This window comes from Synechococcus sp. H60.1 (assembly GCF_047462335.1).
Lineage (GTDB): Bacteria > Cyanobacteriota > Cyanobacteriia > Thermostichales > Thermostichaceae > Thermostichus.
Genome location: NZ_JANSJA010000045.1, coordinates 1 through 13,452, shown reverse-complemented (window position 1 = coordinate 13,452; position 13,452 = coordinate 1). Strand labels below are relative to the sequence as shown.

13 protein-coding genes and 1 other RNA gene are annotated in these 13,452 nt (G+C 59.6%); 6 read left to right on the top strand and 8 right to left on the bottom strand.

Annotated features, from left to right (window positions below):
• Positions 1-33 precede the first annotated feature (33 nt).
• An RNA gene (gene rnpB / locus NW852_RS02495) (RNase P RNA component class A) lies at positions 34-488 on the top strand.
• Positions 489-548: 60 nt separating this feature from the next.
• Here the strand turns inward: rnpB and NW852_RS02490 are convergent.
• Positions 549-1,211 (bottom strand): TetR/AcrR family transcriptional regulator, encoded by a 663-nt coding sequence (locus tag NW852_RS02490; RefSeq protein ID WP_414365732.1) that lies wholly within the window; start codon positions 1,209-1,211, stop codon positions 549-551.
• 319 nt (positions 1,212-1,530) lie between these two features.
• On the opposite strand from NW852_RS02490, the gene NW852_RS02485 reads away from it, so the two are divergent.
• Positions 1,531-2,424, top strand: a complete 894-nt coding sequence (locus NW852_RS02485; protein ID WP_414372485.1) for an acyl-CoA desaturase — start codon at positions 1,531-1,533, stop codon at positions 2,422-2,424.
• A 347-nt stretch (positions 2,425-2,771) separates the two neighbouring features.
• Here the strand turns inward: NW852_RS02485 and NW852_RS02480 are convergent, their stop codons facing one another.
• The 6 genes from NW852_RS02480 to NW852_RS02455 form a co-directional block, all read right to left on the bottom strand.
• Positions 2,772-3,032, bottom strand: a complete 261-nt coding sequence (locus NW852_RS02480) for a hypothetical protein (protein ID WP_414365741.1) — start codon at positions 3,030-3,032, stop codon at positions 2,772-2,774.
• 196 nt (positions 3,033-3,228) lie between these two features.
• Positions 3,229-3,492 (bottom strand): helix-turn-helix domain-containing protein, encoded by a 264-nt coding sequence (locus tag NW852_RS02475; RefSeq protein ID WP_414365734.1) that lies wholly within the window; start codon positions 3,490-3,492, stop codon positions 3,229-3,231.
• A gap of 150 nt (positions 3,493-3,642) precedes the next feature.
• Entirely contained in the window at positions 3,643-4,902 is a 1,260-nt protein-coding gene (locus tag NW852_RS02470; protein ID WP_414365735.1) for a sensor histidine kinase, read from the bottom strand.
• Between the two features lie 84 nt (positions 4,903-4,986).
• On the bottom strand, positions 4,987-5,751 hold the full coding sequence (locus NW852_RS02465; RefSeq protein ID WP_414334417.1) for an SDR family oxidoreductase: 765 nt from the start codon (positions 5,749-5,751) through the stop codon (positions 4,987-4,989).
• Positions 5,752-5,774: 23 nt separating this feature from the next.
• Positions 5,775-6,788: a ketopantoate reductase family protein gene (locus NW852_RS02460; protein ID WP_414426433.1), complete on the bottom strand. Its 1,014-nt coding sequence runs from the start codon at positions 6,786-6,788 to the stop codon at positions 5,775-5,777.
• Between the two features lie 22 nt (positions 6,789-6,810).
• Positions 6,811-6,918: a PetM family cytochrome b6-f complex subunit 7 gene (locus NW852_RS02455; RefSeq protein WP_414334413.1), complete on the bottom strand. Its 108-nt coding sequence runs from the start codon at positions 6,916-6,918 to the stop codon at positions 6,811-6,813.
• A 497-nt stretch (positions 6,919-7,415) separates the two neighbouring features.
• Here NW852_RS02455 and psbD point away from each other — a divergent pair, with 497 nt between their 5' ends.
• The 3 genes from psbD to cobW all read left to right on the top strand — a co-directional run bounded on the left by psbD (position 7,416) and on the right by cobW (position 11,222).
• Positions 7,416-8,474 carry a photosystem II D2 protein (photosystem q(a) protein) gene (psbD, locus tag NW852_RS02450; RefSeq protein ID WP_414365737.1) on the top strand — a complete coding sequence of 353 codons (1,059 nt, stop codon included), beginning with the start codon at positions 7,416-7,418 and terminating at the stop codon, positions 8,472-8,474.
• Between the two features lie 211 nt (positions 8,475-8,685).
• Positions 8,686-10,035: a photosystem II reaction center protein CP43 gene (gene psbC / locus NW852_RS02445; protein ID WP_414335970.1), complete on the top strand. Its 1,350-nt coding sequence runs from the start codon at positions 8,686-8,688 to the stop codon at positions 10,033-10,035.
• Between the two features lie 128 nt (positions 10,036-10,163).
• Complete coding sequence (gene cobW, locus NW852_RS02440) at positions 10,164-11,222, top strand: cobalamin biosynthesis protein CobW (protein ID WP_414372480.1); 1,059 nt, start codon at positions 10,164-10,166, stop codon at positions 11,220-11,222.
• A gap of 75 nt (positions 11,223-11,297) precedes the next feature.
• Here the strand turns inward: cobW and NW852_RS02435 are convergent, their stop codons facing one another.
• Positions 11,298-12,278, bottom strand: a complete 981-nt coding sequence (locus NW852_RS02435) for an NAD-dependent epimerase/dehydratase family protein (RefSeq protein ID WP_414372478.1) — start codon at positions 12,276-12,278, stop codon at positions 11,298-11,300.
• Positions 12,279-12,487: 209 nt separating this feature from the next.
• Here NW852_RS02435 and NW852_RS02430 point away from each other — a divergent pair.
• On the top strand, positions 12,488-13,452 hold a 965-nt coding region (locus tag NW852_RS02430; RefSeq protein ID WP_414426432.1), incomplete at its 3' end, for an ABC transporter permease.

Genomic DNA, 13,452 nt, shown 5'->3' with positions numbered 1-13,452 from the left:
TTTGGTAAAGATGCAGTAGGATCGAACTGAAGAGAGAGGAGGGGCAGGCGGTTGCGTCCTCGCTGCCGCTACCAGGCAGCAGGATGAGGAAAGTCCGGGCTTTCAGAAGAACACACCGCTGGGGAAACTCCCAGTGCGGGTAACCGCGAGGATAGTGCCACAGAAACATACCGCCGATGGCTGGGATCCCACCCAGTACAGGTAAGGGTGCAAAGGTGGGGTAAGAGCCCACCAGCAGCGTCGTGAGGCGCTGGCTCGGTAAACCCCGGTGGAAAGCAAGGCCGCAGCCGCAGGACTATGGCTGTTCTTCGCCCCTGTTGGCTGCATCGAGGTCACGGTACTCAACCATTGGTTGGGGAAGGGTGTCCTCGGTGGTGGTGAGCCGCTAGAGGGTGGTGGCAACATCACTCCCAGAGAGATGACCGCCAGTGTGGGTCGCCCCTTGGAGCACCCCACTACAGAACCCGGCTTACAACCTCCTCATCTCTTCTCTTTTTTGGGTTTTTTGGGATTGCCAACCTCGAGGGAGTCCTTCGGAGGGGGGCTTCTTAAGTTTGTCTCATACCCGTCAAGGCCGCCATCCACAGCTCTACGCAGGCTTGGAGGAGGAAGGGAACGCTGCTGCTAGGAGTGCCCTTGTCCGCTTGCTTAGCTGGGGGCTTGTCAGAGGCGCTGGAAGGCAGGCCAGCGGTAACGGCTAACACTGCTGTCCCTAAAATCATGAGGTGGAGAACTCCAGCAGCGGCCTGAAGGCGATCAGAGTCAATGGCTTGTAGCTCCGGGCTAGGGAGCTGCTGAAGGTAGTGGGCTAGCTGCTCTTGCGCCTTCAGGAAGCCTGCTCTCAAGGCACGGCGATGCTCCTCGGAGTAGAAGCCTGCTTCTCCCACCAACGAGCGCACCAGCTCAGGGTTATTAGCTAGGGCTTGGAAGCAGGTTTGGACATAGCGGAGGAGAATGGCTTGTAGCTCAGAGCCCCGGAAGGTAGCGGGATCCGCTGGGAGGGGTAAGTCGGCAATGCCGGAGAAAACTCCCAGCTCAGCAAATACAGCCAGGAGCAGTCCCTGCTTGCTGCCAAAGTGACGAAACAGGGTTACTTCATGAACGCCGGCCAAGTCTGCAATTTGACGGGTGGTGGTCTGAGTGATGCCCTGGCGGACGAAGAGGTCTCGAGCCGCGTTCAGCAGCCTTTGCCGGGAAGAAGGACGTGCCATGGTAGGTGATGGGGTAAGAAGTCAAGAGGAAGCGCTCAAGGTAGTAGCAATCTGCAAGTAGCACTTGCATTTGAGGTGAAATATCGTTAAGCTTAACCTCAGGCGAGATCAAACCTGCTGCCTTTCTGCTCTCTCATAGCGGCTTTCACTGCTGGGGCTTGCTTGGGCAGGCCTTCAGGGATCCCAGCTTGCCTTTCAGGGAGGCAAGCTCGTTGTAAGCCAAGTCAGGGATGCGGTGGCCTTTGCATGAGAAGCAACTTTGGGAGGAGGTATTTGATTCTGCGCTGCCCTTACTCCTTTTCTGAGGTTTTGCTGGTTCATGGCCGTTTCCCTTCCCACCCAATCGCTGGACAACCCCAACCGTTCTGCTTCGCTCGCTCAGCCTGAGCCCCAAAAGTCTTTTCGGTTTGCCTGGGAATTTGTTCTTTTTTTCGTTGTTTTTCACGCCCTCGCTTTGGTGGGCGGCATCGTTTGCTTTTCCTGGCCAGCCTTGGGGGTGGCCCTATTGCTTCACTGGTGTTTCGGCAGCTTGGGCATCTGCCTGGGGTATCACCGTCTTCTTAGCCATCGCAGCTTCCAAGTGCCCAAGTGGCTCGAATATGTCTTTGCTACCTTCGGTGCTCTCGCCATCCAGGGGGGGCCAATTTTTTGGGTGGCCGGCCATCGTCAGCATCACGCTTTTACGGAAGACGAAGAGCGGGATCCCTACTCTGCTCGCAAAGGCTTTTGGTGGAGCCACCTGCTCTGGCTCATTTACCAACGGGAAGAGTTTTTTAATCGTGAGAAGTATTCTGCCTTTGCGCCGGATTTGGCTCGGGATCCTTTTTATCGTTGGCTAGACCAGTATGGGCTGCTGCTGCAACTGCCGCTGGCTGTAGTGCTTTACCTGCTCGGCGGTTGGCCGTTCGTTATCTACGGCATCTTTGTGCGGACAGTGCTGCTGCTGCACTGCACCTGGTTGATTAACTCTGCCAGCCACTTCTGGGGCTATCGGACGTTCGAAAGCAATGACAATGCCCGTAACCTTTGGTGGGCGGCTCTGCTCACCTACGGCGAAGGTTGGCACAACAACCATCACGCCGACCCGAAGTGCGTGAAAGCAGGTTTGCGCTGGTGGGAAATTGACATGACCTACTGGGTCATTTGGGTGTTGGCGCGACTGGGTCTGGCTCGTAAGTTGCACCTGCCCGCTCAAGGTCAGCCAACTCGCTAAACTGTCTCTGCCTCAGAGCTTCTAGAACCCTCGATAAAGTCACCCTGGCCGTACGGGCAATTCTTGCTAAGACAGTTCGTTGCGCTGCTCGGTGGATCCCTCTCCCAAAAAAGGGAGAGGGGTTTAGGGTGACGGGCCTGTATGCGCTAGCGTAAGCTCGTTAGCAGCGCAGAGCACTCAAGCTCTGTCTCGACCTAGCTTGGAGCTGCTGCCCAGTTATCGGTTCCGGTTGGAAGGGAAGTCAATATCCCCCTGCGGGGAGCTGGCAGGGCTCGCCAGATAACCCAGAGGTCTCGCGCTGGCGACGAGTAGCCAACCTTTCATTCTTTTTCGGCAATGCAGGAGGGCTAGTCCTGTAAGGGGCTGTACTGCCATGTCCCGTAGTGGTCAAGAACGCGCTGAACTTGCTCTGGATCAGCGTCAGCCTCCTGGCGAATTTGCAGCGCCTCGATTTGGCTATCGGAATAGCGAAAGAGGGGGTCTTTTCTCCATTCCAGCTCTGCTTCCACACCTGGAATGCAGGCCAAATGGGCAGCCACCTCTCGATAAACCATCAGGGGCATGGAATCGTAGCGAACAGCGTAACGTTTCAGCTTAGGGATGCCCACGGATGACAACTCAACCTACGCAACTCAAAATGCAGCTACCTCCAGCCAAACTCAGCACTTCCCAAGGGCTCTGCGCAGCTTCTTTTTCCCCCTCACCGTCGCTCCCTCTCTCAGAAGCAATCGCGGTGCAAAACGCAAAAAACCGCCGATTAAAACTCTACGTTGGGCGTTTGGCTACTGGTAAAGCAAGATGGGGCTAGGCAATTTTGTCATCCACTAGGGTGCAGCAATTGACCTGATCCAGGCAAATCTTTCCCCATTGCAGAGCCCAGCGCACCAAAGCGACGCGATTTGACGTTCGCGTCTTGCTCAGAATGTTGCTGATGTGATTGTCAACAGTGCGCTTGCTGATTTCCAAGCGCTCTGCAATGTCCTGATTGGTCAGACCCGCTGCGATTAACTCGAGAACCTGCAGCTCACGCTCCGACAACAAATCAGCGGAATGATAATCGGCGCCCATTCCGAATGCCCAGGGTACAAACTGTAAGGATTACCTAGACCAATTCTAGGGGATCCCCTCCAAGATGGATAGTCCCGCCGCAGGAAAATCTGCGGCAATTCTCAGGCCGAAGGGTTTGGCGATGTTGACGGGAGCGCTTCTGGGCAGCTTTCACAGGGCATCGGCGCGTTTCCGGGGCAGTTCCACCTGCACCCACAGCCCACCTGCTTGTGGGTGATTGCGCAGGCGGATTGTGCCGCCGTGAAGTTCCACAATTTGCCGCACGATCGCCAGCCCCAGGCCGGTGCCGCCTTTGCTGCGGGCCCGCGCCGCATCGGTGCGGTAAAAGGGTTGAAAGACCAGCTCAAATTGATCCTCCGGCAGGCCAGGGCCGTGGTCGTACACCTCCAGCCGCACCTGGGATCCCTGTTCCAAGAGCAGCACGTGGACAGGGGAGTCGGGCGCGCCATATTTGACGGCGTTGTCCAAGAGGTTGAGGATGAGGCGGTAGAGGCGCTGTTCATCTCCCCAGAGATAGAGCTGGGAGGGGCTGCTCAGGTGCAGTTCCTGGTGACGGGGCTTGGCCAGCGGTTCTAAGCTCTGCCAGGCTTCGCGCACCAAGGCTGCCAGATCCACCCAGCGCCATTGGGAGCGGGATCCGGCCCCCAAGTTAAGGGCGCTCAGTTCCAACAAGTCTTGTACCAACTGGCTGAGGCGCAGCGTCTCGTTGAGCAATCGTTCCACCCAAACCGCTTGCGCGGTGTCGACCCGGCTTTGTAAAGTTTCGGCCAGCAGACGAATCGAGGTGAGGGGGGTTTTCAGCTCGTGGGCCACATCCGAGGCCCAGCGATCCCGTTGTTGGGCTAGCAGGGTAGCTTCCAGCCGGTCTTCCAAAAAGATGGCAACCTGCCCCTGCGGCAGGGGCAGCCCCCAAGCCCGCAGCGGAACCGGTTTATTCTCGCCGCCGGAAGGGTAGAAGATCCATTCGCGGCTCTGGATGGGCGTGCTGGCCCCCTGGCGGCGGGTGGCTTCGATGAGCTGATCCAACTCATAGGAGCGCACCCACTCCAGCAGGAGCTTGACGCCCGGCTGCCACTGGCCAATGTGCAGCAGGCGTTGAGCGGCAGGGTTACACTCCAGGACCACGTTGTTCTCGTCCACCCGCAGATATCCCCAGGGCAGGTGGTGGCTGAGATACTGCCAGTCTTGCAGGTGTCGTTTTTGGCTGGCCCACTCCAGTTCTTGTTGGCGCAGGTGGCGGCTGAGCCGGCTGAGCATCTGTTCTGGCGAACTCAGAGGCAGGGGCACGTGCAGCAGGGATCCCAACTGTTGCAATTGGCGGCCGAAGCGGCGCCGACTCTGCCAGAGCAAAATTAGCGTGCCGAGTAGGCCGATGCCCAACCCAATGAGGATCCCGCTTTCCACTCCCATGGGCCCACCCCCTTTGCCGCCATTGTCGCCCAGGGATGGGGGGGTGAATACCGAACAAGCGAAGGGATCGGGATCTTCGCATCCTTATCGGCGATGCACCATTGTCGTGCTGGCCTGGTCGGTGGGCACCAGCAAGACCTCACTGAGGTTGACGTGGGGGGGACGGGTGACGGCAAACAGCACCACCTCGGCCACATCCATCGCCGTCAGGGGGGTGAGGCCCCGATAGACCGCTGCCGCCCGCTCGCGATCGCCGTGGAAGCGCACCTGGCTGAACTCGGTTTCCACCAAGCCGGGCTGGATCTCGGTGACGCGAATGGGGGTGCCCAGCAGATCCAGCTTCAGGCCCTCAGAGATGGCCCGCACGGCGGCTTTGGAAGCACAATAGACGGCGCCGCCGGGATAGGTCTGCCGACCGGCAATGGAGCCGATGTTGACCACATGGCCGCGGCCCCGCTCCACCATGCCGGGCAAAACGGCGCGGGTAACATACAGCAAGCCCTTGATGTTGGTATCGATCATCTCCTCCCAATCTTGCAGAGCACCGGTGTGGAGCTTGTCCAAGCCGCGACTGAGGCCGGCGTTGTTGATCAAGATGTCGATCTCAGCCCAGACCGGCGGCAAAGACTGGAGCGCCTGTTGTACGGCTGCCCTGTCCCGCACATCCAAAGTCAGCAAGTATGAGGAAGCGCCGTAAGCCTGCTGCAACTCCATAGCCAGCTCCTGCAGACGCTCCTGACGGCGGGCCACCAGGATCAGCTTGGCCCCAGAACGGGCAAAAAGCGTGGCACAGGCTGCCCCGATGCCGCTGCTGGCACCGGTGATGAGCACAATGGCGTTTTCCAGCATAGTCCGCAAGAGTTGAGGGGCTACTAGGGGATCTGCGGCTGGGAACGGGCCGCCTTCCCCGCCTGAAGCGAGCGCTCCAGCAGCTTAACGCAAGCATAGAGTGTATCCAAATGGGGAGTCGGGATCCCTGCCCAACGCCCCAGCTCCGCGATGGCGCCGACAATGCTCTCGATCTCCGTCGGTCGCCCCCGCTCAATATCCTGCAGCATCGAGGTGCGATGGGATCCCACGCGGGCTGCATCCTTGAGCCGCTCTTCCAGAGAGACCGGCAGCTGGATCCCCAGCGCTTGGGCCACAGCCTCGGTTTCCTGCATCACCGACTCAACCAACGCATGGGTGGGCGGGTACTGGGCAATTTCGTCTTGGGCCGCGCGGGTGAGGGCGCTGATGGGGTTGAAAGCGGCGTTGCCCCACAGTTTTTGCCAGATCTCGACCCGAATTTGGGAGGTGAGAGTTACAGGAAGCTGCGCCTGCTCAAAGATGGCCGCCAGAGAGCGCAGCCGCTCCGACAACGATCCATCTGGCTCCCCCAGAATATAGCGCCCGCCGCCGGTGTGCAAAACTACCCCCGGCTCTGCCAACTGCACGGCGATGTACACGACACAGCCGATCACCCGTTCGATCGGCAGATGGGCGGCGATCACCCCGCCCGGATCCACCGAAGTCAAGGAGCGCCCCTCAAACTCGCCGCCATGCCGGTAAAAGTACCCCCAGGGAAGACCATTCTGAACAACCACAAGGGGGGTGTCCGGGCCACACAGGGATCCCAACTGTGGGGCAAGCAGGGGCAAGCTGTAGGCCTTGACAGCAAGGATTACCACATCTTGCCGCCCCAGCTCAGCCAAGTCATCGCTGGCTGTCAGCCGCTCCACCCAAGCCTCAGGGGGATCCCCCTGCCGGATCAGTTTCAATCCTTGGCTGCGGATGGCCTGCAAGTGGGATCCCCGTGCCACCACACTCACTGGAAAACCGGCTCGGGCCAGGCAGACGGCCAAATGCCCTCCCACTGCCCCGGCGCCAACGATGCCGATTTTCATGTTTCACCAAGCGAGGAAATCCCTACTCGGCCCCGCCCTGGGTGACGCGCAGGATCCCGTACCCGAGCGCCACGCCCACTAGGGTCAGGACAATAGAGAGCCCAGCAATGGTGAAGATCTCACTAGCCATAGATTCCTCTCAGGTGGATTGCCTCGCCCTTTAAGGATATCGGATCTTGAGCCTTCGGCCTTCCCCGGGGTGAGGCGGCCCCTCACGCTCAATATCTCAGGAGAGAAAAACCGCAAAGATTACAGTCGGTGAAGATCCCGGTCGCCTTAGACTTGATGGGGGCGTGTCCTCCGCCTCTATAATGAAAGCAATTTACAAGTCTTTACTGGCATAGGCTAAATTGTTGTAATGCCGACAGCCGTGAAACTTGTTCGGTGGCTCTAGTGTGGCTCGTCGGGACTGCCACAGCCCTGCTGAGGATGCCAAGAGCAGCTCGGAACGCCAGCAAAGCTGTCTAATGCAGCGGTTGGTCGGTTCCGGTCAGGAATCCTTGCAGGGAAACTGAGGCGATAAAGTTCGCAGACTGAGTCTTTATACCTAGGCCCCAGTCTTGCTTCAAAGAAGCAAAGTTTGTAGTTTCATTAATGTCCTCATCATCTTTTTAAGGAGAAGTTGAGATGACCATCGCGGTAGGGCGCGTACGCCAGGAGCGAGGATGGTTCGACATCGTCGATGACTGGCTCAAGCGCGACAGATTCGTGTTTATCGGCTGGTCGGGGCTGCTGCTGTTCCCCTGCGCCTACCTGGCCTTGGGCGGCTGGCTGACCGGCACCACCTTTGTAACTTCTTGGTACACCCACGGCCTGGCCAGCTCCTACCTGGAGGGGTGCAACTTTTTGACCGTGGCCGTGTCCACCCCCGCCGACAGCATGGGGCACAGCCTGTTGCTGCTGTGGGGCCCGGAAGCCCAGGGGGACTTTACCCGCTGGTGTCAGATTGGCGGGCTGTGGACCTTTGTCGCCTTCCATGGAGCGCTGGGCCTGATTGGCTTTATGCTGCGGCAATTTGAGATTGCCCGGCTGGTGGGGGTGCGGCCCTACAACGCCATTGCCTTCAGCGCGCCGATTGCGGTGTTTGTGAGCGTGTTTTTGATTTACCCGCTGGGGCAGAGCAGTTGGTTTTTTGCCCCCAGCTTTGGGGTAGCGGGGATCTTCCGCTTCTTGCTGTTCTTCCAAGGGTTCCACAACTGGACGCTGAACCCCTTCCACATGATGGGGGTGGCTGGCGTTTTGGGTGGAGCGCTGTTGTGTGCCATCCATGGGGCGACGGTGGAGAACACGCTCTACAAGGATGGGGAAGCGGCGAGCACGTTTCGGGCGTTTGAGCCGACGCAGGCGGAAGAAACCTACTCCATGGTGACGGCTAACCGCTACTGGAGCCAGATTTTTGGGATAGCGTTTTCCAACAAGCGGTGGCTGCACTTTTTCATGCTGTTTGTGCCGGTGACGGGTTTGTGGATGTCGAGCATTGGTGTGGTGGGTTTGGCGCTGAACCTGCGGGCGTATGACTTTATCAGTCAGGAGACCCGGGCGGCGGAGGATCCTGAGTTTGAGACGTTCTACACGAAGAACATTTTGCTCAACGAGGGGATTCGGGCCTGGATGGCGCCGCAGGATCAGCCGCACGAGCGCTTTGAGTTCCCCGAAGAAGTCCTACCCCGCGGCAACGCGCTCTAAACTGGCGCTGGCTGTCGAACGCTTGAGTTCTCTCGATCCTTCACGTGAGAGCCGGGGCCGAGCGTTCGCCTATTCAAGCCTTGGATTGGGTGGGTAGGCGCTCGGCCATTCTTAAGATCCTTTGCTTTTCAGCTCTATCTTCTGCTGTACTGACTGTTACTCTTTTCGGAGGCTGGCCTCAGTGACTTCAACGACCTTTGGTTCCGCAGCGATGCAGGATCGCACCCAGGGCGGGTTTGCCTGGTGGGCCGGGAATGCTCGCTTGATCAATCTCTCCGGTCGGCTCTTGGGTGCCCACGTGGCCCACGCCGGCCTGATCGTCTTCTGGGCGGGAGCGATGCTGCTGTTTGAGGTGGCTCACTTCACGCCGGATCGGCCTATGTACGAGCAGGGCCTGATCCTGATGCCCCACGTGGCCACTTTGGGTTGGGGGGTTGGCCCGGGCGGCGAAGTTATCGACACCTACCCCTACTTTGTGATTGGTGTGCTGCACCTCATCTCTAGCGCAGTGCTGGGGCTGGGGGGCATCTATCACGCCGTGCGCGGCCCAGAAACCCTGGAGCAGTCTTTCCCCTTCTTCGGCTACGACTGGAAAGACAAGAACAAGATGACCACCATCTTGGGGATCCACCTCATCCTCTTGGGGTTGGGGGCTTTCCTGTTGGTGGCCAAGGCCATGTGGTTTGGCGGTGTCTATGACACCTGGGCTCCCGGCGGTGGCGATGTGCGAGTGATCACCAACCCCACCCTCAACCCGGCGGTGATCTTCGGCTACCTGTTCAAGTCTCCCTTCGGCGGCGACGGCTGGATCATCAGCGTGGACAACATGGAGGATGTGATCGGCGGCCATATCTACATCGGCATCATCTGCATTGCCGGTGGGATCTGGCACATCCTCACCAAGCCTTTTGGCTGGGCCCGCCGTGCCTTCATCTGGTCGGGGGAAGCTTATCTCTCCTACAGCTTGGCGGCGGTCTCGCTGATGAGCTTTATTGCCACCTGCTACATCTGGTTCAACAACACTGTTTACCCCAGCGAGTTCTACGGCCCCACCGGCCCTGAAGCCTCGCAAGCGCAAGCCCTCACCTTTATCGTGCGCGACCAGCGCCTGGGGGCGAACATCGGCCAGGCCCAAGGCCCCACCGGTCTGGGTAAGTACCTGATGCGCTCCCCCACGGGCGAGATCATCTTCGGCGGTGAGACGATGCGCTTCTGGGATGTGCGAGCGCCCTGGAAGGAGCCGCTGCTGGGTCCCAATGGCTTGGATCTGGATAAGTTGAAAAACGACATCCAACCCTGGCAAGCTCGCCGTGCGGTGGAGTACATGACCCACGCGCCACTGGGATCCCTGAACTCGGTGGGGGGTGTGGCGACCGAGATCAACACGGTGAACTTCACCAGCCCGCGCACCTGGCTGGCAGCCCACAACTTCATCTTCGGCTTCCTGTTCTTCGTTGGCCACCTGTGGCATGCCGGTCGCGCCCGTGCCGCTGCTGCCGGCTTTGAGAAAGGGATCAGCCGCGAGAACGAGCCGGTTTACCGGATGAAGCCGATCCGATAAGCACGGAAGTCTCTCGGAGATCAACCTTTGGCCCCCGGTAGGGGGCCTTTTTTTGGGGATCCCCCCCGACAGGATTGGCAGAGAAGGAAGAGAGGATAGAGACTGAGAAGGCTGAATGTTCGGTAAAGATGCACAAAGTCCCGGTTACGGTCATCACCGGATTTTTGGGATCCGGCAAGACCACGGTGATCCGTCACCTGTTGCTCAACAACCAGGGCCGCCGCATCGCCGTTTTGGTCAATGAGTTTGGCGAAGTGGGCATTGATGGCGAACTGCTGCGGGATTGCCAACGTTGCGAGGGAGAGGGATCCATCCCCATTTTGGAGCTGGCCAACGGCTGCCTCTGCTGCACGGTGCAGGAGGAATTTTTGCCCACCATGGAAACCCTGCTGCAGCAGCGGGCGGAGCTGGACGGCATCCTGATTGAGACTTCAGGATTGGCCTTGCCTAAGCCCCTGGTGCAGGCTTTCCGCTGGCCCACCCTACGCACTGGCGCCACGGTGGATGCGGTGATTGCAGTGGTGGACGGTCAGGCCCTGGCCTCTGGACAACTGGTGGGGGATCTGGCGGCGCTGGAAGCGCAGCGGCAGGCCGATGCGAGCCTGGATCACGAGACGCCCATTGAGGAGCTGTTTGCGGATCAGTTGAGCTGCGCCGATTTGGTGCTGCTGAGCAAGGTGGATCAGATCACGTTGTCGGAGCGAGCGCGCGTGGAGAGCTGGCTGCGGCAACAATTGCGCCCTGAGGTTCGAGTCCTCCCCTGTGAGCGGGGCCAGGTTGCCCCAGAAGTGCTCTTGGGCTTCAACGCAGCCGTGGAAGACCAACTTGAGAGCCGCCCCAGCCACCACGACCACGAAGAAGACCACGAGCACGAGGCCTTCGAGTCTTTTTACCTGAGCCTGGAGGGGGGCTATGAGCCGGGATCCCTAGTTGCCCAACTGCGTCAACTGGCTCAAGAGGAATGCCTCTACCGGGTGAAGGGGTTTGTGGCCGTGCCCCACAAGCCGATGCGGCTGGTGCTGCAGGGAGTGGGAGGGCGATTTGAAACCTACTACGACCGGCCCTGGCGCCCGCAAGAGCCGCGGTTGACCCGCCTAGTGTTCATCGGGCAGAGGCTTAACCGGGAGCGCATTGCCGCTCAGCTTCAGGGCTTGGCTCACAGAGAAGCAGCGGCCTTTACTGGTTGATCCCTGTCGGGATCCCTCACCCCCAGCCCCTCTCCCTCTGGGAGAGGGAAGTTGGCGCGACCCTATAAAAGCGGCCTAGAGGTAGGCATCTAGGAGAGAGGCCACGGTGGGGAAGTGGCAGGGCAAGCCCAGGGCTGCTGGCGAGAGGGCCGGATAGACAAAATGGCGGTGGCGCAGACAGTACTCGTCCCACGCCGAAAGCCGCACCCCAAACAGAAAAGCCAAGCTGCGGAGGAGTCCGAGGGGCAAGGGCAGGCGGAAGTAGATCCGCTTTCTGAAATAGGCGCACACCTGTTCCACGCACTCATCCACAGACAGAGGGGGGTTGCCCAACACCCAATCGCCGCCACCGGGCGGATGGGCTACCCAGTAGGCCACCATCTCTGCCACATCGGCAGCGTGGATGAAGTGGAAGCTGGCATCCACCCGCAAAAAGCGGATGAGATCCAGCCAGCGGAGCACATCCTTAAGGCCAGCGGTGATGTGGGAATAGGGGTGGTGGGGGCTGCCGCCAAACAGTAGGGTGGGGTAGAGCGTCAGCAGGCGATCCGGCCAGAAGCAGCTTTCCTGCCGCCGCAGCAGCATCACATACTTGCTGCGGATGTAGTCGGTGCCGGCCTGGCCGGCGATGGCCAAAGGTTGTAACGCCTGATCCAAAAGGCTGGCGGTGGAAAAGTAGATCACCTGCTGGCAGCGGCGGGGATCCAACAACTGAAAGAGCTCCAGAGTGTGGGTAACGTTCACCGCCCAGGTTAGGGTGGGATCCCCCCAAGCCGCCGCCATGTGGATTAGCCCATCCATCTGTTGCAGCAGAGCGGCGTGCTCGCGGATGTGCAGCAGATCGCCGGGCACCAGGGTGATAGGGGCGGGCAAATGCTCCGGGGGTAACCGCAGACGGCTGGGATTGCGGATAAGAATGTAGAGGTGGTAGGCGGGCCGCTCCGGAAACTCGGGATCCCTTTCCTGGGCCAGGCGCTCTAACACATAGTGCCCCAGACAGCCGCTAGCGCCGGTAAGAAACAGGTTTCGCAAGAGGTCTTCCCAACGGCAACTCATCGAAAAAGCTTTTGACTAGTCTACCGCCTTGGCTTGCGCCTGCCGGAGCGGCCTAACTCCCAATTCCTCTGCCGGCAAGTCCGGGCAACTGCACCCTGTTCCAAGCCGGGCAGCAGGCTAGAAATCTGGCCCGAAGAATGGCAGCATAGTTCGACAAGGATCCCCTACCGGGATCCCAGCTAAGACCGCGCTCAACTCGACCTCTGTCTGTGGCCGTAACCTCCTCTTCCCCTAGCGGGCGCGCTTTCAGTCTGTCGCCACCGCTGGCCTTGGTCTTGCAGCGGCTGGCCCAAGCGGTGCCGGTGCTACTGCTGATCACGGTGCTCAGCTTTTTGCTCTTGCAACTGGCTCCCGGCGATTTTTTGGATCCCTTGCGGGCGGATCCCAGTGTCAGCCAAGAGTTTATCGCCCAGGAAGAGGCACGGCTGGGCCTGGATAAGCCCTTGATTTGGCAGTATTTGACCTGGCTGGGCAATCTGCTGCAGGGGGATTTTGGCGTCAGCTACACCTATCGCGTGCCGGTGGCGCAGCTTATTCTCTCCCGTGCCGGCGCCACCTTGCTGTTGGCAGTGTGCTCTGTTTTGCTAACTTGGCTAATTGCTGTTCCTCTGGGGATCCTGGGGGCGCTGCGGCAGAACACTCCTTTGGATCGGGCGTTGCAGTTGCTCAGCTACCTGGGGCAGGCCATGCCCAGCTTTGTGCTGGCCATTTTGCTGCTGATCGTGGCTCAAAACGTGGGCTGGTTGCCGGTAGGGGGAATGACCAGTGTTTATTTTGCCGAGCTCGGTTGGGGGGGGAAGCTGCTGGATCTGGGCCGCCACCTGCTCTTGCCCACGCTGGCCCTGAGCATTACCAGCTTTGCCGGGCTGCAGCGGATTACCCGCGGCAACTTCTTGGACGTGCTGCGGCAGGAATACATCCAGGCGGCGCGGGCACGGGGCATTCCTGAATGGCGGGTGATCTGGCTGCATGCATTGCGCAACGCCGTCAACCCCTTGATCACGATTTTGGGCTTTGAGTTTGCCAATCTGCTCAGCGGCTCCTTCATTGCCGAGTTTTTCTTCAATTGGCCGGGGCTGGGCAAGCTGCTCTTGGAAGCCGTCCAAAGCTTTGACATCAACGTGGTGATGGCCGGGCTTTTGCTGGGAGCGGTGATGCTGATTTTGGGCAACCT